Source organism: Algoriphagus sp., from assembly GCF_030694375.1.
Classification (GTDB): domain Bacteria; phylum Bacteroidota; class Bacteroidia; order Cytophagales; family Cyclobacteriaceae; genus Algoriphagus.
This window is the reverse complement of record NZ_JAUXYL010000038.1, coordinates 264,098-284,600: the sequence shown is the minus strand read 5'-3', so window position 1 is coordinate 284,600 and position 20,503 is coordinate 264,098. Positions and strand designations below refer to the sequence as shown.

Below are 20,503 nucleotides of genomic sequence, written 5' to 3'. Positions count from 1 at the left end.
TAACCTATACTAAACACTGATAATTGCGTTTGAAAATTGATCATTTAATTGTGATTATCTTTAACTTGAAAAAAATGATTCTGATATGGACTTGAAAATCACTATAGAAACTAGCCAATCTGATTTAATTGATAAAATCCTTGAATTGGTCAAAGGGGAAGCTGCGAAAGTCAAGGTAGAGAAAAACAAAACCATTAAGCAAATAGAAGTTGGAGACTTACTCGACTCGCTTGCAAAGAGCCATCCTGTCAATTCGATTAAAGATCCCAAAGAATGGCAACGCGAGATTAGAGAAGATAGAGCCCTTCCTTTTTAATTATATGTTTTTACTGGATAGCAATATCATCATTTATGCATTGTCTCCTAGTCATGATCAGATTCGAGATTTTTTAAGAGCGAAAAATTTGGTCACTTCTATAATTAGCAAAATAGAAGTTTTGGGCTATTCAAAATTGACTGATCATGAACGTGAGGGTTTTCAAATTTTCTTTGCATCGATTCCTTCAATCCAATTGACTGAAAGCATTGTTGAATCAGCGATAAAACTTAGACAAGTAAGAAAAATGACTTTAGGAGACTCGATAATTGCAGCCACAGCCTTAGTAAATAAATTAGAATTGGTGACTGCAAACACAAAGGACTTTGACTGGATTTCAGATTTAAAGGTTGTCAATTTTCAATAACCTATGATCATTTTTCAAGGTAAAACCAAGGGTTCGGATCCTGCGGTGTCTTGACACTTGTTCCTAGGCTCTTGTTTCCAAAATCCAACTTCTTGTGTCTAATGTCTTCACATCCCCAAAACAACCCATTCGATGAAAAACATCCTAAAAAAAATCTCTGGAATCCGTCAATTACTCAGCAGCGTGGACTTGGACCAAATCTCCAAACTCTCGCAAAAAGTGGACCTGCCCAAAATGGTCGGCCTCGTCTCACAAATGAGTGAATCTGACCTACAAAAAATGATGGGGATGCTCAAAGGTGGTGGAAAACCCAAAGAAATCCCTGCCATTAACGGAGATTTTTATGAGTTGGGGAAAACCTTGAAACCTGAGGAACGGGAAATCCAGCTTAAGGTCCGGGAGTTTATGGAACGTGAGATTAAACCGATCGCCAATGACTACTGGAATCGCGCTGAATTCCCCATGCACATCATCCCAAAAATGGCCGAACTCAACATCGCAGGGCTCACCTATCAGGGTTATGGCTGCCCGGGACATTCCGCGCTTTTGGAAGGTTTCATCGCTATGGAAATGGCGCGCATCGACACTTCGATCTCCACTTTCTTCGGAGTTCAAAGTGGCCTGGCCATGGGTTCAATCTACCTCTGCGGCTCGGAGCAACAAAAGCAAGAGTGGCTTCCCAAAATGCAGAAACTCGAGAAAATCGGTGCCTTCGGCCTCACCGAACCTGAGGTGGGTTCGGGTGTGGCAGGAGGACTGACCACCACCTGCAAGCGGGAAGGGGAGGTTTGGATTTTGAATGGCCAGAAAAAATGGATCGGAAACGCCACATTCTCAGACATCACCATCATCTGGGCGAGAGACTTGGATGACAATCAGGTCAAAGGATTTATTGTCCGAAAGGAAAATCCTGGGTTCTCGGCGGAAAAGATGGAAGACAAAATGGCGCTCCGTACCGTCCAAAATGCACTCATCACCCTGACCAACTGTGCAGTCCCGGAAACAGACCGGTTACAGGAGGCGAACTCATTCCGGGATACCGCAAAAGTCCTTCGCATGACCCGTGCCGGTGTAGCCTGGCAGGCGGTAGGATGTGCACGAGGTGCGTATGAGTTGGCTTTGGCCTATACCAACGAGCGGATTCAATTTGGCCGACCGATCGCATCATTTCAATTGGTACAGGATCTATTGGTGACTATGTTGGGGGATCTCACAGCTATGCAGACGATGGTTTTCCGGCTTTCGGAGATGCAGGATCAAGGCGAATTATTGGATGAGCATGCTTCCCTTGCTAAGGTCTTCTGTACGCTAAGAATGCGCTCGATTGTAGATCACGCCCGGGAGCTATTCGGTGGAAATGGAATTTTGCTGGAGCATAACATCGCACGCTTTGTGGCAGATGCCGAGGCTGTGTATTCGTATGAAGGCACGAAAGAGATCAACTCCCTGATCGTCGGAAGAGCAATTACTGGACACAGTGCTTTTGTATGATTTTAGTTAATATCTCACCGCAGAGACGCTGAGAACGCAGGGGTATTTTCCTGCTGAAAAATTTTTCATCTTTGCGCCCCTTGCGACCCAAATGGTTCAAGTCTTCAGACCTGCCTTGCCGTCAGGCAGGCTTGGACCTACTATAATGCAGTCTTCAGACTGCTATTTAACATTCTACTGCAATGGTTTTTAACCACAGACCTGCCTGCCGCAGGCAGGGAAAAATGAGAATTACGAGTTCAAGAATTAAGTGCGAATTGATCTTCAGACTTTAAGTTCTTTTCAATCCACTTTGAGGTCACGGAGAAAAGCTAAAGCTTTTTGTTTTTACCATAGGAGAGCTCGGAGGATTTGGTTTTTCTAGTAGAAATCCCCTTTTGAACCTCAATCAGACTACCCACAACAACTTTTTGCAAGGTCAAAAATGATTGGATGCCTGAGGTCCTAGTCACAGCAAAGATCCAAGAAAACACAGCCCTCTTTAAACTCTGTGGTGTAAAACCTTTGCGATCCTTTGCGTCCTTCGCGGTGCAAATCAAAGAAAAAGAAGCAGCCCGGGAAGTATAAAACTTGCTTCCATTCGCATTCTTTTTTGCTCCAATGATAGTCCTGCCTGGAAAAAAGTCAGGTAATGCACCAAGCTCATCAGCAACAAAATACAGGCAAAAGGTCTATAGAAGGAGGACAGTAGGACAAATCCCGCCATGGAAATAAAGATCAAAGCAAAAGCCAACTTTCGGATCCATTGGATAAGTAAAATTGGTGGAAGTGACCATGCTGCCGAAAAAAAGCCGGCATTTTGATCTTCATCTTTATCAATGAAAGAAAGCATCAGCAAATTCAAAAAAGCAAGGCACATGTAAACAAGGATAAAAATCAGATCCTGCCAAACCAAATCCATTCCATCAGCCCGAAGGATGGGAAGCCAAGCAATCCCCACCACATAAAACACCGCAATGGAAAATTCCTTCATCCAACCCGGTCCGGCTTTGCGAATCAAAAATTTACTCCCCAAAATCATCACTGCCAAGGCAAGCGTGAGTTGAAGTTCTTTACCCCAACCAAACCACCAAAATGCGCCAGTCAAGCCAAGCGCAACAGAAATGGCCAGAATTAAACTCAGCAATCTCCAATGGGCAAGATGATAAGCCCGTCGGGGCGACAAGGGCAAATCCGTACTGTGGACATCCTGCAGGTGATCGAGTGTGTAAATACTCCAAACGGCCAATGCCAACAGCACATATGCCGGCCATTGAAGGTTAGAATGCAGTAATTCCTCAAAGAATACCATTCCCGCCATCGCACCGATTACAACATCAATGGAAAGCCAGGAAATGTATTGGTAGGGAGATTTTTGAAGGGCCATGGGATAAAAATAGGAGTCAACAGTCCATAGACCATAGTCCATGGTTATTTTCTATTCAAATTTTCTATTTTGGGGGAAAAAACCACATCACCAACCTGCTGTCATCCGTTGACAGTGGACTGTTGACAAAAATCAACTCCTATGAAATCCCTATCCCTCCTAGTAATCGCACTTTTTGCCTCCTTGGCCACTTTCGCCCAAAGCCCTATCAGAATTGCTTTCCTTGGTAACTCCATCACCCAAGGTCCCGGCAGAGACAACCCCGGTAGCTATCCGCTACAAGTGGGGGCTTTGCTCGGCGACTCCTATGAGGTCAAAAACTTTGGTGTAAGTGGGCGCACGCTTCTTAAGAAAGGCGACTTCCCTATTTGGAACGAGCCTCAGTTTCAGGAGGCCAAAGACTTCACTCCTGACGTCCTCGTGATCAAACTGGGAACAAACGATTCCAAACCTCAAAATTGGGCGCATAAAGCAGATTTTGTAAAAGATTACCTAGACCTGATCGCTGAATTTCGAACGCACATGCCTGCCGATGGGAAAGTCTATATCGTGATTCCTGTGCCTGTGACCCGCGAAAACTTTGGAATCAATCCCGATGTCATGAACAATGAACAGCGTCTGATGCTGTACGAAATCATCCAAAAATCCGGGGCAGAAGCCATCGATCTCTACACTCCTTTGATGAATAAAGCAGAATTGCTTCCCGACGGTGTCCATCCCAACAAAGAAGGCTTGACGATCATGGCGAATGTGATTGCAAGGAGGATTCGTTTGTAAAACCGATTGGAAGATTTTCGCAGTGGTGAGTGGCTCCTCTCACCTCTTATTATCCAGTGATGTTTTGGGAAAAACAAAAATGAAAAAAGCCTCAAACACATCGTAGATGCATCTGAGGCTTTTTCTTTTCTAAAGAATAATAAAATCAATACCTAAGAATCGCTGCCACTCCCGATTCGGATGGCATTTGATCCGGATTCAGCACAGTGACCTGACCACCCATTCGGATCGCCAACTCGCTCATGTCATCCAGCAAATCATCCACTCTCGGGTTGTTAATATCCTTGTTCTGAACATTGCCTGTGACCAAATTGGTAATTCGGCTGGCAATAATCCGGTCTGCCTCGATAAGTAAGGTATCAACTCTACCTTCCACCAAAGCCACTGCTACCTCTTTGATGTCTTCGCTTCCCAAGCCATTGGCTTTGGACTGATTGTAACGGCTGACAAGTTCCTCCTGTTTTTTGAGAAATTCCGGCTCCATGATTTCCCAGGCCATAGCTGCCATTTTATCTATCGAAATAGCCGTCGGGTTAATTTTTATTCCGTCTTCCAGCAACAAGGGATTTTTGTTGACTTGGTGAAAGAGGTGATGATATTCCGGTAAAGCCGCAAGCAAAAGCGGGATGCCGGTAGGCTTGGAATAATGCTCCGCTACGGACTCTGCCACAGCTCTGAAATAGCGCTCCGAGTCAATATCCACTTCCTCCTTTTTACCCCCATGACCATGATGCATCGAAGCCCCCGTGCCGCCATAAGAGGCGACCGTCGAATGCTTATCGGTCTTTTCCTCACCAAGCGCATCAGTCATCGTAGCAGGAACAAGCGCATGAAGTTCCAATTCAACCAGCGAATGACGATTGCCTTCAAACAGCTGGATATCATGACGGTTTATTGCCAAAACATGAAACCGATCTGTGGATTGTAAATAGTACTGAATCGGTTTGGTGTGAAAAGTATCCGCCACAATTGCCATTTCTTTTGGGCTGGTGGCCAGGTCCACGGCTTTACTATATCCCGGCGAACTGAATATCGCCAATCCTTCGGAAGTATAATTCCAGAAACCATCCCCACTTGTGATTTCAACCAGGGGCTGAAGGTGTTTTTCGATTTCATCCTTTGAATACTTCGTCAGCAGCGAAGTTTCCAATTCTTTCATCAAATTTTTGAATCGTACCGGATTCTGAAGGTTTTCAGGATGGGTTCGGTGCGTAGGCATATAAAGCGACAGACAGGGCGATTCAGCTACTGCCAAAAGTTCCTGAAGTAATGCTTTATTGACGGGGGTGGTGTTTTTGTTAGTTTTCATGTGTATATAATTGTTTTTTAGTGGTCACACCTGCCTGCCGGCAGGCAGGTGGAATCTCGCATGCAGAATAATAATCCCTTTGTGTGTCGCTTTGGGTCATGCTCGATTTCATGTGTTTATAATTTGATTTTTATTTGCCACATGGAATGCCCTTTGATAATCATCCCCCTGCGTGATATTCTTTCTTATGGGCATTTCATAGTTATAAAAAGATTGATGAGTATAAAAGGTTAATCCTAAATCAAATCGGGTGAGTGCACGGAATCCACTCGGGGAAACGGGGAAGATTTGAGATTTCTTAGCTGTGTCAAATAACAGTGAATACTCAGAAAATAAATCTGAGTTCAAAAACAAAAAGAAATCAATAACGAAGAACTGATGGCTGATTTAAAAAAGGGTGGAAATAAATCAGGAAAGCCAAGGGAGGTTAAATCCCTTTTAATCAATTCCAAAGCTGAGCAGGTAATCTCAAACGGAAATAAATCAACAGGATTTTGGGCCGTATGCCCAAGGTTGACTACAGTTTGGTTAACGGCTGGGCTGAGTCAAAGTTTTCCTAATATGCGAGCGGGATATCTGCCATTGCGCAGGAGGAGTTCAAGGCCCAGCGGCCAATTCACTTTTGGTAAATTACTTCTGGTGAGTTAAAAGTAGCTATTCTTATGGCTGGCAAATACAAAACTCCAACGAACCCCTTTCCAACTTCCGGATATTATAGTCCACGATATTTTTGTGATCGGGAAAAATAACTTGGGAAGTTCAGCCACGGTTTTCAAATCCCTGGATGTCTAAATAGAAAAGGAAATGATATTCTGGGAATTCGATTCGGAAGGAAATACTTTCTACGAGGTATATGATGTGTTTTTCGAAAGATGGATTCAGGGGACTTATTGAGAAAGTTATTTGTCCAACAACTTTTTCAGGAGTTCTACTTTTTCACGCTCGGATTCAAATAGGCGCTCGTAGAGTTTTTTATTTTCTTCCATCACCTCAAGAAGCTTGTCTAAGGGATTAAAAGTTGGGTTTTGATTGTAAATAAAACCCGTTGCTTGATCGTGTGTGGTAAACGTATTTGAAATTATATTCACAGCAAACTCCTGATCAAACTTCTCAATGGCCTCAACAGGTACTTTAAGCACAGCAGCTACTTCTTTCATCAATTCCAACTCGACCTGCTCTTTTTGCTCGAGCAGGCTGACTTTCTTTTGAGACCAATCCGAACCAAGGGCATCAGCCATAGCTTCCTGCTTGATTCCGAGCATTTCTCTAAATCGCTTAATATTTCTGCCGTGGTGGATGTTCGTATTCATGATCGTAGAAACTTAAAGTTTGAATAGGTCTAAGTTACCCTGATCCGATTAGACTACCAAGATTGAGCAGTGCAATCGATTAAATTAGAACATACTGAAACAAGGAAAAGGCTCATTTCATCAAAAAGACCTAGAAAATGTAAACTGAAGGAATAAATTATTCTAATCCCACTCTAAATCAGACGATTGAAGAATAGGATAGAAATCTACCACCTAGGAATTTTCTGAAAACAAAACAGAAAACTCATATGGACAAGATCCGACACATGCTAAATAATCAAATCAGTCACTTTCGCGGATTCAATCGCTATTCAAAGTTCCTCCTGATTGGAAACCAAATTGATGGATTTCTTAAGTTTGACAAGGAAGTCTTCAACTCCTATGAAGAGGTCAAAGAAGAACTTCCACAAATCATACACCAGCTTGAAGCAGGAGGTGAATGGGCTCTAGAGCTTTACCAAGTACCTGATAATTTTAGAATTTGGAGAAAATACGGATACTATGAAGTGCCTTCAAGAGGAAGAAAAGTATTCAATTTGAGCTACATGAATTTTGGCCTTCTTGGTAGATGCTTTGCAGGGAATAGCGTCATTCATTTTGAAAGCCGAAGTATCGACAAAGACTACTATTCTCAGCCAGAAACTATTCTAAATATCTATGAGGAAAACTACACTATCCTCCTCCATGAAAATGCGGACATCTTTACTTTCCTAGTCGATGACTATCCCGGGGATTTAGAAAAGATCGAGAAGGAAAGATTGTATCAGAGAAAAAATTACTCATCCCTCCGAGAATACGCCTTTAACAGCAATCGCTCCTGAAACTGCCAAAAATATGTCTTCGATCACCCACTTAATCACGACCGATATCTATCACGTGGACGGGTTTAACAGATTTTATCAATTTTTCCTGATACCCGAGAATATTGATGGAGCGGTCAGCGCCGTTTTCCAACGATTTGAGAACTTTGAAGAAGTAAAAGGTGAGCTTCCTGGTATTATTGAAGAATTAGAGTTTTTTGGAGAATGGACGCTAAGTTTGATCCAGTTTCCAAAAACAGAAATCAATCCATCGATTAATGTACTTCGGAAAAAAGGTTTGGAAATCTTTCAGATCAGTTACATGAACTTTAATCCCAATTCCAAAGTATTGATTTCAAATAATCTGATCCACTTCCATTCTGAATTCATAGAGGGAGAAGAAGACTGGGAACAAATCGATCCAACCATTAACTTTGAGATCAGCGAAACCTACATCACTATCCTTCTAGAAGAGGAGATCAATGAAGTCCGATTTCCAGAGAAGAATTATCCCGGAGATGTGGATCGTGTCTATGAAAAGTATTACCAAATCGAATGAATCAAGAAATCATCTACCTCGATAATAATGCCACAACGCCCATTGACCCTAGGGTTTTGGAGGAAATGATGCCTTTTTTAACTCACAACTTTGCCAATGCTGCATCTACACACCGATTTGGAGTTTCTGCACACGAAGCGGTGAAAAAAGCTAGACAACAAGTGGCAGATCTAATCGGGGCGGACACTCACGAGATCACTTTCACAAGCGGAGCAACAGAGGCAATTAACATTGCCATCAAAGGAATAGCGGAGGCTTATTCTCAAAAAGGAAAACATATTGTCACCGTCTCTACTGAGCATAGTGCGGTTTTGGATACCTGCAGGTATTTGGAAACAAAAGGATTTGAGGTCACTTACCTTCCGGTACAAAATGATGGACTACTTGACTTTAATGTTGTCAAACAAGCCATCCGATCTGACACCATCTTAGTATCTGTAATGCATGTCAACAATGAAACAGGAGTCATCCAGCCGATTCAAGAAATCTCGGAATTCGCGCATGGAAAAGGAGCACTTTTTATGAGTGATTGTACCCAATCCGTCGGCAAGATTCCCGTAAATGTGGATGAATTAGGAATTGATCTACTTTGTTTTTCTGCACACAAAATCTATGGCCCAAAGGGTGTTGGAGCACTATTCATCCGACAACGAAAAAATCGAATCAAAATACCTGCACTACTTCATGGAGGTGGTCATGAACGGGGAATGCGGAGTGGAACGCTAAATGTCCCAGGAATTGTAGGCCTAGGAAAAGCCTGCAAGTTCGCCCATCTGGAAATGGCGGAAAACGAAGCCAAAATCCGTGAAATGCGAGATTACTTGGAAGCAGAACTTCTAAAAATTGAAGGCACCTGGATTAACGGTAATCGAGATCAAAGACTTTACAATGTTACAAATATTGGTTTTGAAGGGGTGGACAGTGAAGCACTCATTATGGGACTAAGCAATCCCGAAGCTGATTCCCCTATGATTACGGTTAGTAATGGAAGTGCTTGTACCGCCGCTTCTATTGAACCATCCCATGTTCTTTTAGCTATGGGACTTTCTGAATTTGAAGCATTTAATTGTATAAGATTGTCAAATTGCGACAAATTAATCAATCTCAACCATGTGATTCTCGCGATTAAAAAAAACATAGTATATCTTAGATCACTAAATACTACCTTCCTCTAGACAGTATCCCAGTTAATTTTTCATGTCTAGTATCTGATGAAGAACCCGGCCAGATTGCAAGACTCATATCCAAATACAAAATAGTTCTCGATATACTTGTAAATGCGTATCTACCAATATCTCCAAAATTTAGCCCTCTAGCTAAACTTAAATATTTTTCATATACTTCAACTTTATCTCTTAATTCATCGTTAGGCTCTTTCTCTAAAATATCTTCCAATAAATCCAATAGTGCAGAATAACCTGCAGTGGTTTGTAAAATATTAACTGGTCTACCCGAAGAATCTAAATCCCAGTACGACTGACCATTATTATTTACAAAAGTATTCCTTACCGCGGTAAAAAAAGCATACATAATATCGCTAATAAACAAATCTTGGTTAGTTGCATAGTATTTCCTAAAAAATAGCTTACTATTAATCCCTTTTATCAAATCCCGTCTACTCCTATATCTATCATTCTCTGCTTCTCGTAGAGAAAAAGAAATTCGGTCAATAATCGACTTTACCATAGCAGCTTGTGTCAAGGGAGGAACTTGATTACGTTCATAAGCACCCCCATACAGCTTTATTCTATTGAAAAACGGTGATTTTTCGTAACCATTTAAGCTCAACACCACCTCTAGGGCAGTTTTTTGTGGTGAATCAGAGGTGCTCAGTCCAAACAAACTGTATACTAAACTTTGGGAAACTGACTTTTGGGTTCGATTTATTGTCGAGAAAATCATTGCTTGAAACTCCAAAGTCGGGTCAATGAAGAATGAAACAATAAGCTCTATATTATATAGTCTATCTAACAACTGCCTTTTTGAGGAAAGTTGATTCAGTAAATCCTGATTACTTGACCTTGTCACAACTTTTTCTAGTGTTTGGATTTCAAGATTCAATCTTTGAAATGCTCTTTCAATTCCTTTCAATCTATGTTGACCATCAATTATTGTCAAGTGAACATGTCCACCAGCAACATTTATTTCATCAAATACCTCTTCCAAAAGCTCAATTTGGAAAACACTTCCTTCTTCAATTCTTGAAATAACTGGGCTTGGAATGGAAATCACTAAATTAGTAGGAAAGATCGCATCTGGATCATAAATAAGAAAATCTGAAATCTTTTCTACTCTACTAGATTCAACATTTCTTTGTATCTCATTGTTGTATATTGGAAGATTATCATCATCATAGCCTACAATTAATCTTTTCGTATACCTAGTAAACTTCAAAAGATCTCTTATAGAAAAAATTCCGATAAAAAACTCTTGATTATTTTGAGTTACTTTCTGCGCAAGAATAGTCCTATCTCTCAACATAATTAAAACTTTTTATCAAAATTATTCCTAGCACTAATCACTGTTTCACTAATTTCAGAATAAAAGGTCCTTTTGAAAAAGTCATCTTTTATTATAAACATATAATTACCTATCAAAACAGACAGTACTAAAACAAAAAAAGAAAAGACGGTAAAAACATAAAATGAAGTATCCGAAACATACTCAGAAAAAATTATTGGAGAAATATAGCACACTATTCCAATAATCAATAATATGTTTCGATATAAATCTAATCTTCCTCTTAAATATAAAACATCTTGATCTAACTTATCATCTTCACCTTCATCTTGATCTTCTTTCTTATTTTTGTGAGACTTAGTAACATTTATTAAAAAGCTAGACATGGTAAGCAATATATTAATTCCTAGCAAAGAGACACTCCCGTTAAAAATTTTAGAAAAGAAATCAAAATTCTCTATTTTAAAAAAGGCACCTGCAATAGATGGGAGAAGTATTACTACAAAGGGTATTAAAATATTCAAAATTCTCCATTGAAACTCTTCTTCTTGATTTGTATTTCTACAATCTTTAAGTATCCTCCATTGCCTATCAGTAAATATTTTGGGTAATCCGATCTTCATCATATTTAAGAACAATTTTATCAGGCTTTAAACAATTCCCCTACTTTAAACTCTTTTAAATTAGAAACTAATTGATATTTCTGAATTTTTTCCATGCTTGACTTTAGTCGCATCGCATCCTTGTCTCCGACTCCCATAAATTTTTGCATAAGCTTCAAATTAACCTTGTCCTTGATATCAAAAAGGAATGCTGTCTCACACATGCTGCTAAAATCAAATGAAGGTTGGTTAAACTCTTCAATTCCCTGGGACAATAACATCACCGATACTCCCTGAGATCGAATCTCCCTTAAAATCTTCTCCAACAAATCCTGAGATTTCTTCTCCTTAAAAATGGTATGCGCCTCATCTATCAACAACACGTAACGCATTCCTTGGAAATCACCCTCTATGGGGGCTTTTTCCATATTCATAAATGTATTGTATATGTAGTTGATTATCAAGAAAACAGAAGTAAATCTGATATTTTTTGATAAATCACCTGACAGGCTTAAGTAGTAGTTCTTGTTTAGGAATTCGTTGTTGGAATCTGTTGTATTTGCAAACAAGTCAAGCTCAGCCAGACCTTCCAGGATTTCCCGAAGTGAACTTACCTTTGCTCCCTCCCTTTCTTTGACTTTCTCCAAGATCACTTTGAAGGTAGGAAATTGTCCACCTTTTGATTCAGCAAAGGCATCTTTAATTGAATCCTTAAGTGTTTGCTGCTGAATCTTACCCAGATTGGTTTGGCTGCAAATGATATCGACCAACTTGTTGATTCCCATAATCCGGTTTTTCTCATTCACGTTATCAATAAATGAAATTGGATTGACAGGAAAAGCTTTGTGAGGAGCTTTTATCAATTCGCATTTTGTAGACTCAAAGAAGTCTGCATTCTTTTTTTCGTCCTCCTCAGACAATCCCTTGAAATCCAAAAAAATGAAATTGACCTTTCCTCCAGATTCTTTTACAATTTGTTTTAAAACGCTATTCGCAAAATAGGTTTTCCCAGTGCCGCTATTGCCAGCAACTGCAACGTGGGCATTATTATGTATGGATGAATTATTCATTTTGAAGAAGATTTCCTCTCCTTCAAACGATTCTCCTACTCGGATATCAATTGGGCCTAGATAATACTCCTTGTTTTTGACTCGAAGCCCTCTTGTCTTTTCATCAAAAATAATAGCATCGTTGGTGAATTCACTCTCGGACAATAGATCAATCCCTTGTTCTACTTGCTCCAAAATGAAATCCAGTCCAGTGTAATTCTTACTCTCTTCAAAAATTTTATTCATCAAGGAAAGTCCATGATCAACATGCATCTTGACATACTTTCCGATGTTAGCATCTGACTTGTAAATTCCATAGTGTTGGCAAATCATTGCGATGTAAAAGGTTCTGTAATTCCCAAAAAGAATGTCGTCTTTGTATTCTTTCCCTTTTCCATCTAAAAGATCCTTTTCCAAATCAAGTTTCGCTCCTCTGCTTAGTGAATAGGCCAAAGCAACTCTAGAAATATAATTCTCTGATGCTCCCGGAAATACTTTTCTCGATAAATCCTGGACTACCTGTTTATTAGCCTCAGAGGTTCTAATATTAATTAGCATTGTACATGTTATTATAAGTGGCTAAAAAAATCTTGGGATCAATCCCCATGAACTCACTACTGTCTTCATTTACATTATTGATCAAATAAGTTTTTGCAATCTTATTGAAAAGAAGATTAAACTCTGATTCTGTCATTTCCTTATTAATCAACGGAAACAAAACAACTTGATCAGAAACGTTCGGATAGAAATATTTCACAATGTTTTCTGCATGCTGTTCGTCAAACTTCTGCATTGGAGAATCAATGAATACCGGGAATTCGAAGTCACTTTCTTCGACAAGACCTCTTAGTATGGATGTGGCATACATCTGTTGTTCACCTTTACTTAAGGATTCCTTTTTAATTTCCTCACCTCTTCCATTACGAAGGACGATGTCAATATCTTCTCCGATGATGTTGACTTCCACATTTCTTATAAACCCTTTTTTGTGCAACAAGGTAGAAAGACCTTCAAATATCTGCTTTTCAAGAGATTGCTTCTTTTTTGTCTTGAACTCTGAGATAAAGTTTTTAAGAATTACAATTTGTCTGGAAAGAACGGTGTCTTTTTCTTTCTTTTGATCTGATACTTCCAATTTCCTACTTAACTCCTCAATTTTCTTATTCAATTGGGTTTTTCGTCCCATTAAGTCACCTACCGCACGATTAAATGAATCTATATTTTCTTCAATTTTAACCACCTCCTTTTGAAGTGCGTCTTTTTGATTTCGGTAAGATTCAATAATTGGATCTTCTTGATTGCTCTCAGCATCCCTTATTTTTCTCCTAATTCCATTTACCTCATTTTTCGTAAAAATGTACTCAGAATTGATGGTTTTGAATTTTTCTCTAAAGGATAGTTTGATGTTGTTTAGCAGAGAATTTAATCGAGCTCTTTCTGAATCAGAAAAATCATGAATCAGTTCAAAATCAGATGGTAATGCAGGTGAATTGTCAAAAAAATGCTTCCTAATTAATTTCTCAAATGTGGTCGAATACCAAGAATGGATTTGATGGTCAATTGTTAGGTTTTTAGGTTTTTCTATGTTCAATAAATCTGTTAGAATTTTACCAGTTACGCCACTAATATTTTCTTCTTTGTACTGGGCAGCTTTAAAATTGGCCTCGTTTTCTAATTGGTCTTCTACTTCAAGTAACTTGCCTGCTGCGATAGCAAATGGAATAAATTCATAGGAATCCTTGAGGTCGTTTTGAAGGATTTCCTGCTTCCTTACAAGAACATTTTCACGTTCTCTAAATTCTTGGAGTTCCTCTACAGTTATTAAGCTTCCTGATTTAATTAACTTTTCTTGTATATCTCGAATGTCTTTATTCTTTTCATTTCGCTTTTCTCTAGATTCATCAATGTTCTGATGATACTCCTGAATTTGTTCATCAATAGTTGAAAGTTCAGCTTCCAGCTTTTTGAATTCGGCTTTTTCAGAGGCACTAGCAGATTCTTGGCGGATTTTAATTTGAAGACCTTCCAGTTCTGCCTTCAGATCTTCATATTTTTTAATACCCAAAACTTCAGAATAAGCTTTACTTAGAGCTCTTTTCTGTTCAGGCGTATTTACTTCTGCCAAGCTTACTATCTTCTCAGCATCAAAGAAGAAAAACTTGGCGATTTCAATAGGCATTATAAAATCGCGAATAAAGATTTCTGGACCAACTTCTTTGGAAAGCTCACTTGCTCTTCCATCAATCAGAATCTCAACTTCTTCGCTTGTACTGGTTAGTATGTTGAAGCTCCTTTTGATTTTGATTTCTTTGCAGGGAACTTCTTTAATGTTTACTTCTGAAAAAGTGATTGAAACAAAAAATGTGTTTTGCCCATCAACCTTAGCTTTTCGGTTTAGGCTATTTGCGATGTATTTAGCGTAAGAACCTTGGTCAGAGATCTCTTTTTTATATAAGTCGTCCACTTCCTGCATTTGACGACCATAAAGACACCAAACTAAGGACATTAAAAAGGTCGTTTTCCCAAATCCATTTCTCCCACTCACCAAGATAATGTTCTTGCCCTCTTCCGGACTAAGTTCAATCAAATTGGATCCCTGGTAAATTCGAAAATTATTAAGCTCTATATCCTTTATAATCATTGCTTAGCTTCTTTTATCTCATTAATAAGCTGATCAAGTCTGTTTTCCAAATCAGCCTGCAATCCTCTTTTCCGCATTAAAAGTGTTTTGGTCTTTTGCAAAGCGAGACCATCCATAATGAATTTTAGGTCTAAAGGCTCTTCTTTACAAGATTTAGAAAGAAGTTCTTCTTCCTCTCGCTGTTTTTCTTCTTGTTTGCTCATATCGATGTTATTTCGGAATACTTCATTAAAAATATCAGAAACTTTGATTTCAAAGAATGAATCTCTAAACCAATGGTACTGAATCAAAACCAATTCTTGTTGAGTGATCAATTCAGCTCGTTCTTCCTTTTGAATTTCTTTTTGAGCTACTAAAATTCTTCTCAGAATTTCAGCTCTTGTTTTAAAAAGGTAAGGCCCCCAAATATTTTCTTTGATTTCTCCATTTCTCCTTCTCCGATCTCGGTACTGCTCAGGATTATCTCTAGTTTCAACAAGAAAATCACGAATTTCTGACAAGGGTTGCATCCATTCTTCTCCATTCTCAATCAATCCTTCCATTGACTTATCTTTGTTTACAACAGTACAAGTCCAGCAACCAAATCGGCTGCTTCCACAACTTGGAGTAGTTTCATCAATTACCAAAGGACAATCCCCAGCATTGGCATTTCTGTAGAGCGTCACAAGCTCTTTATGAGTTCCTCCCCAAGGAGGCGGAACCTGGTTTAGGTATTGCCAGACTTCATTAGTAGTCACATCTTTTATTGGAGCAAAAACCCAAGCGCTTGGCAATTGGTGTTTTCTTAATCTTTTCCCTTTTCGTTCATGCTTAGCAATTGATTTAGCTCTATTTGCACTTTCCGCACTTCGAGTACCTAAAAGAATTATAGCCTCACCTTGTTCTCCAATTTTTTCTTTGATGAATTGGGTGGTAGGATTAATCTTTAATCGTTCTGTACACCATCTAACAAATCTATTTGGAGCAGGATACCCTAGACCTATCAACCTTACCCAGAAACTATCCTCCAATTGAGGAGTAGTCTCATGAACAGTAATTGGCATCCCTTCTTCCCTAGCAGCAATCTGAATTCGCTCTAGTGTTTTCTTGATGAATTTAACAATACGGGGATTTTCAACCATCGTGTCATTACACACGATATAGATCCTTCTTTGATTTAGAATTACGGGATCAATTTTTCTCAATGCTCTCCAAACTACTTGAAGAAGCATAGTACTATCTTTTCCGCCACTAAATCCTACGATCCATGGCCTGCTGGATTCATCGTAAATAAATTGGTCAATTATCTCTTGTTCAATGAATTGAAGATTGAGAGCCATATTTGGGAAGTCTAAAAATTTAATTTTCTAAAATATCCATAATAATAACCCTATTTAGCGTCTTTTCAAACTGGGTTTTTATCGGAAAACTAAGTGAAATCAGCGGGAACCCTTCCTATTCAAAACCAAAAAAACCACAACCCTGACGAGCTGTGGTTCTATTTTGGGACCTATTGCTTGATTACTTTCCGGCAAGGGCATTGGCACCGGATACGATCTCGAGGATTTCGTTGGTAATGGCTGCCTGACGGGTTCTGTTGTACATCAATTTCAATTCTTTGAGCAAGTCTCCGGCGTTTTCGGTAGCCTTATCCATCGCTGTCATTCGGGCGCCATGCTCTGAAGCATTGCTCTCCAGGATGGCTTTGAGGAATTGCACCCGCAAGGCCTTTGGCACCAACTCCTCGATGATAAACTCGCGGGAAGGCTCCAGGATATAATCCGTCTCTACCGTGACTTTTTCAGTCGCCACAGCTGCCATCGGAAGAAATTGCTCGGTTCTAACAAACTGAGTCGCTACGTTTTTGAATTCGTTGAATACCAAAACTACCTGATCAAACTCCCCCGCAACGAATGCATCCATGGCATAATTTGCCGCTTCGCGGATCGCATCAGAAGAAAGATTCAGAAAAAGTGTGGAGTAATCTTCGATTCTTGGATAGCTCGTCTTTTTGAAATACTCCAATGACTTCTTGCCAATAGGCATTACAGTAATATCAGCACCCACAAATTGCTCACGAATGGCAAGATTGGTCGCTTTTAACACGTTGGAGTTGAACGCTCCGCAGAGTCCCTTGTCCGAAGTAATGGGGATCAGCAGCACCTTCTTCACCTCTCGCTTCTGCGCATAAACCAGGTCGGTGGCACCTTCCGAGGCCGCAGACACGTTGTTCAGAATAGCGGTCAACTTCTGAGAGTAGGGACGCATCTGAATGATTTTGTCCTGTGCCCTTCTCAGTTTGGCGGCGGACACCATCTTCATGGCCTTGGTGATCTGCTGTGTGGAGATTACCGAGGTGATTCGCTGCTTTACTTCCTTAAGATTAGCCATCAGTGAGTTGTAATTCTATCAATCCGGCGAGGTCACCCCCGCCGGGGATTTTCAATTATTTAGCGTATTTAGGTGCCAGTTCGGCAGCTGCGGTAGCAAGAATCTTTCCTGCACCGTCCACGTCACCTTTGAGGATTAATTGCAAGGCCTCAGGATAAGTAGAGTCAAGCAACACGTAGAATTCCTTCTCAAATGCTCTTGCTTTCTCCACAGGCACGCTGTCCACCAAGCCTCTCGTAGAAGCATAGATGATTGCTACCTGATGTGCTACAGATACCGGGGCATACTGAGGCTGCTTCAGGATTTCCTGATTACGACGTCCTCTTTCGATGGTACGCTTGGTAGAGGCATCCAAGTCAGATCCGAATTTGGAGAACGCTTCCAATTCACGGAACTGCGCCTGATCCAATTTTAGAGTACCTGCCACTTTCTTCATTGACTTAATCTGTGCATTACCACCCACTCGGGATACGGAGATACCTACGTTGATCGCAGGACGAATACCGGAGTTGAAAAGGTTGGTCTCCAAGAATATCTGACCATCCGTAATCGAGATCACGTTTGTTGGGATGTAAGCGGAAACGTCACCTGCTTGCGTTTCGATAATCGGAAGTGCGGTCAAAGACCCACCACCTTTGACCAAAGGTCTCAGGGAATCCGGAAGGTCGTTCATCTGACTTGCGATGGCATCAGACTTGTTGATTTTGGCAGCTCTTTCAAGCAATCTTGAGTGTAGGTAGAATACGTCACCCGGATAAGCTTCACGTCCCGGAGGTCTTCTCAATAGTAGGGAAACCTCACGATAAGCTACTGCCTGCTTGGAAAGATCATCATAGACCACCAAAGCCGGACGGCCGGTATCTCTGAAAAATTCACCGATAGATGCTCCTGCAAATGGCGCAAAGAACTGCATCGGAGCAGGATCTGCAGCAGAGGCAGCTACAATTACGGTATAAGGAAGTGCTCCGCCTTTTTCAAGTGCAGCCACTACGTTAGCTACGGTAGAGGCTTTCTGTCCGATCGCTACATAGATACAGAAAACAGGTTCTCCTTTTTCGTAAAATTCTTTTTGGTTGATGATGGCATCAATTACCACGGCAGTCTTTCCCGTCTGACGGTCACCGATAACCAACTCCCGCTGACCACGTCCGATCGGAATCATCGCATCGATAGACTTGATCCCAGTCTGAAGCGGTTCGTTTACTGGCTGACGGTAGATTACACCGGGAGCTTTTCGCTCCAAAGGCATTTCGTATAGTGGTCCTTCGATCGGGCCTTTTCCATCAATTGGATTTCCCAAGGTATCGACAACTCTTCCAAGCATGCCTTCGCCTACCATTATAGAAGCGATTTTCTTGGTACGCTTTACCGTATCGCCTTCTTTGATCTCTTTGGAATCACCAAACAATACAGCACCTACATTGTCCTCTTCGAGGTTTAGAACCATTGCTTTCATTCCGTTGTCGAATTCAAGCAATTCTCCGGATTGTGCTTTGGAAAGCCCGTAAATACGCGCTACACCATCACCTACTTGGAGGACTGTACCTACTTCTTCAAGTTCGGCTGCAGTTCTGACACCCGCGAGTTGTTCTCTCAGGATTGCCGAAACTTCATCAGGTCTTATTTCTGCCATGTTATCGTCTATTAATGCTTTTTCTAAATTTTACTTTCGTAGAGATTTACAGCAAACTGAGCACGCAATTCTCTCAATTTACTATTTAAGGATTCGTCCAACTGACGGTCATTTACCCGAAGGATAAACCCTCCAATCAGATCAGGATTGATTTTTTCGATGAGCTTAACGGTTTTCATTCCGGATATTTCCAGAACAATTTTGGTGAACTCAGCCCGAAGATTGTCATCCAAAGGAAAGGTAGTAGTCACTTCTGCTACCTGTATGGAATTGTGGAGTTGGTATTGTGCCTGAAACTCCTTGGCAATGTCTATCAAAGCTTCCTCTCTGTTCTTTCTGCAAAGAATTTCAAAGAAAGCGAGGGTAGTGTTTGTGGTACCTCTTTTTTCGAAGAGGGCTTTCAGGATTTTCAATTTTTTATCAGAGCTTACGGTGGGATTTCTCATCGCAAGTTCAAAATCCCTGTTTGATTTGGCCAAATTGACCAAATGCAGGAAATCCTGATACACCTCTTCCAATTGGCCTCTTTCGATGGCCAATTCCATCAGAGACTTGGCATAAGCGTATGCAACTCTATGGTTTGACATGAGGATTTAGTTAAGCTTAATGTCTTTTATAAATTCGTCGACGAGGGCTTTTTGCGCTTTTTCGTCAGTCAAATTTTTTCTTAATAATTTTTCAGCAACTTCAAGTGTCAAGATAGCCACCTGATTTTTCACTTCAGTCAGGGCTGCCTTTTTCTCAGTTTCGATGACTGCTTTGGCATTTTCGATCTGCTGTGCCGTAACTTTTAATGCGTCGTTTTTGGCATCTTCAATCATTTTAACAGAAGCTTCTTCCGCTTTTCTCAAAATGACATCACGCTCCAGACGGGCTTCGGCGAGTAGTTTTTCATTGTCTGCCTTGAGATTAGCCATTTCATTTCGCGCTGATTCAGCCGCTTTGAGGGCGTTTTCGATGCTGCTTTCGCGCTCCTCCAAAGCCGCAAGCATAGGCTTCCAAGCAAATTTGATGAGGATGAAAAGCAAACCTAGGAAGCCAAACAGCTGCCAGAATATCAGACCGGAACCTGGGGTTATTAAATCCATGGATGTGTGTGATTTATTTCAGATTGTTCAATAGAAAATAAGAAAAGGGAAAGGCCTAGCGCCTATCCCTTTTCGGTTTTTTTAGCTGATGCCCGCGATGTTAAGCGCGATCAACAGACAGATTACTGCTGCAAACAGGGAAACCACCTCGATCAAGGCAGCAATGATCAACATTGCACCTTGGATCTTACCAGCAGCTTCAGGCTGACGAGCAATAGCTTCCATTGCCTGACCACCGATACGACCGATACCAAGTCCTGCGCCAATCGCAACAATACCTGCACCAATACCAGCTCCCATAAGAGCAAAACCAGCGGACAATAAGATAGACATTAACATAGTTTTAGATTTATAAATTGAACAAA

Annotated in this window: 20 protein-coding genes; 7 read left to right on the top strand and 13 right to left on the bottom strand. The window is 40.6% G+C overall.

Annotated features, from left to right (window positions below):
• Nucleotides 1–85 precede the first annotated feature (85 nt).
• The 3 genes from Q8M62_RS12985 (at nt 86) to Q8M62_RS12975 (ending at nt 2,174) form a co-directional block, all read left to right on the top strand.
• Nucleotides 86–316: a hypothetical protein gene (locus Q8M62_RS12985; RefSeq protein ID WP_304902184.1), complete on the top strand. Its 231-nt coding sequence runs from the start codon at nt 86–88 to the stop codon at nt 314–316.
• 4 nt (nt 317–320) lie between these two features.
• The gene (locus Q8M62_RS12980) at nt 321–683 is read left to right on the top strand and encodes a type II toxin-antitoxin system VapC family toxin (protein WP_304902185.1); all 363 of its coding nucleotides are present in this window, start codon (nt 321–323) and stop codon (nt 681–683) included.
• 132 nt (nt 684–815) lie between these two features.
• Entirely contained in the window at nt 816–2,174 is a 1,359-nt protein-coding gene (locus tag Q8M62_RS12975) for an acyl-CoA dehydrogenase family protein (protein ID WP_092730937.1), read from the top strand.
• Nucleotides 2,175–2,709: 535 nt separating this feature from the next.
• Here the strand turns inward: Q8M62_RS12975 and Q8M62_RS12970 are convergent.
• Entirely contained in the window at nt 2,710–3,582 is an 873-nt protein-coding gene (locus tag Q8M62_RS12970) for a hypothetical protein (protein ID WP_304902186.1), read from the bottom strand.
• 99 nt (nt 3,583–3,681) lie between these two features.
• Between Q8M62_RS12970 and Q8M62_RS12965 the strand changes: the two genes are divergently transcribed.
• Nucleotides 3,682–4,317, top strand: a complete 636-nt coding sequence (locus Q8M62_RS12965) for a GDSL-type esterase/lipase family protein (protein ID WP_304902187.1) — start codon at nt 3,682–3,684, stop codon at nt 4,315–4,317.
• 145 nt (nt 4,318–4,462) lie between these two features.
• Here the strand turns inward: Q8M62_RS12965 and Q8M62_RS12960 are convergent, their stop codons facing one another.
• Entirely contained in the window at nt 4,463–5,626 is a 1,164-nt protein-coding gene (locus Q8M62_RS12960) for a hypothetical protein (RefSeq protein ID WP_304902188.1), read from the bottom strand.
• Nucleotides 5,627–6,525: 899 nt separating this feature from the next.
• Nucleotides 6,526–6,936 carry a helix-turn-helix transcriptional regulator gene (locus Q8M62_RS12955; RefSeq protein ID WP_304902189.1) on the bottom strand — a complete coding sequence of 137 codons (411 nt, stop codon included), beginning with the start codon at nt 6,934–6,936 and terminating at the stop codon, nt 6,526–6,528.
• A 248-nt stretch (nt 6,937–7,184) separates the two neighbouring features.
• Here Q8M62_RS12955 and Q8M62_RS12950 point away from each other — a divergent pair, with 248 nt between their 5' ends.
• Genes Q8M62_RS12950 through Q8M62_RS12940 form a run of 3 tightly spaced genes read left to right on the top strand, consistent with a single transcriptional unit; the run spans nt 7,185 to nt 9,470 of the window.
• Nucleotides 7,185–7,757 carry a hypothetical protein gene (locus Q8M62_RS12950; RefSeq protein ID WP_304902190.1) on the top strand — a complete coding sequence of 191 codons (573 nt, stop codon included), beginning with the start codon at nt 7,185–7,187 and terminating at the stop codon, nt 7,755–7,757.
• 13 nt (nt 7,758–7,770) lie between these two features.
• Nucleotides 7,771–8,295, top strand: coding sequence for a hypothetical protein (locus Q8M62_RS12945; protein ID WP_304902191.1), 525 nt, complete (start codon nt 7,771–7,773; stop codon nt 8,293–8,295).
• Complete coding sequence (locus tag Q8M62_RS12940) at nt 8,292–9,470, top strand: cysteine desulfurase family protein (protein ID WP_304902192.1); 1,179 nt, start codon at nt 8,292–8,294, stop codon at nt 9,468–9,470. The genes Q8M62_RS12945 and Q8M62_RS12940 overlap by 4 nt, the downstream gene beginning before the upstream one ends.
• Here Q8M62_RS12940 and Q8M62_RS12935 read toward each other — a convergent pair.
• The 10 genes from Q8M62_RS12935 to atpE form a co-directional block, all read right to left on the bottom strand.
• On the bottom strand, nt 9,457–10,776 hold the full coding sequence (locus Q8M62_RS12935; RefSeq protein WP_304902193.1) for a DGQHR domain-containing protein: 1,320 nt from the start codon (nt 10,774–10,776) through the stop codon (nt 9,457–9,459). The two genes, Q8M62_RS12940 and Q8M62_RS12935, sit on opposite strands and share 14 nt — an antisense overlap.
• Before the next feature lie 2 nt (nt 10,777–10,778).
• Nucleotides 10,779–11,381 carry a hypothetical protein gene (locus Q8M62_RS12930; protein WP_305668165.1) on the bottom strand — a complete coding sequence of 201 codons (603 nt, stop codon included), beginning with the start codon at nt 11,379–11,381 and terminating at the stop codon, nt 10,779–10,781.
• A gap of 17 nt (nt 11,382–11,398) precedes the next feature.
• Nucleotides 11,399–12,964 carry a DndE family protein gene (locus Q8M62_RS12925; protein ID WP_304902195.1) on the bottom strand — a complete coding sequence of 522 codons (1,566 nt, stop codon included), beginning with the start codon at nt 12,962–12,964 and terminating at the stop codon, nt 11,399–11,401.
• On the bottom strand, nt 12,954–15,047 hold the full coding sequence (gene dndD, locus Q8M62_RS12920) for a DNA sulfur modification protein DndD (RefSeq protein WP_304902196.1): 2,094 nt from the start codon (nt 15,045–15,047) through the stop codon (nt 12,954–12,956). Before dndD ends, Q8M62_RS12925 begins: the two co-directional genes overlap by 11 nt.
• Entirely contained in the window at nt 15,044–16,366 is a 1,323-nt protein-coding gene (gene dndC / locus Q8M62_RS12915; protein ID WP_304902197.1) for a DNA phosphorothioation system sulfurtransferase DndC, read from the bottom strand. The genes dndD and dndC overlap by 4 nt, the downstream gene beginning before the upstream one ends.
• Before the next feature lie 181 nt (nt 16,367–16,547).
• Nucleotides 16,548–17,417, bottom strand: a complete 870-nt coding sequence (atpG, locus tag Q8M62_RS12910) for an ATP synthase F1 subunit gamma (protein ID WP_304902198.1) — start codon at nt 17,415–17,417, stop codon at nt 16,548–16,550.
• 55 nt (nt 17,418–17,472) lie between these two features.
• Entirely contained in the window at nt 17,473–19,050 is a 1,578-nt protein-coding gene (atpA, locus tag Q8M62_RS12905) for a F0F1 ATP synthase subunit alpha (RefSeq protein WP_304902199.1), read from the bottom strand.
• Between the two features lie 23 nt (nt 19,051–19,073).
• Nucleotides 19,074–19,637 carry an ATP synthase F1 subunit delta gene (atpH, locus tag Q8M62_RS12900; protein WP_304902200.1) on the bottom strand — a complete coding sequence of 188 codons (564 nt, stop codon included), beginning with the start codon at nt 19,635–19,637 and terminating at the stop codon, nt 19,074–19,076.
• A 6-nt stretch (nt 19,638–19,643) separates the two neighbouring features.
• Complete coding sequence (gene atpF, locus Q8M62_RS12895; RefSeq protein WP_304902201.1) at nt 19,644–20,138, bottom strand: F0F1 ATP synthase subunit B; 495 nt, start codon at nt 20,136–20,138, stop codon at nt 19,644–19,646.
• Between the two features lie 81 nt (nt 20,139–20,219).
• On the bottom strand, nt 20,220–20,477 hold the full coding sequence (gene atpE, locus Q8M62_RS12890) for an ATP synthase F0 subunit C (RefSeq protein ID WP_092730916.1): 258 nt from the start codon (nt 20,475–20,477) through the stop codon (nt 20,220–20,222).
• Between the last annotated feature and the right edge of the window lie 26 nt (nt 20,478–20,503).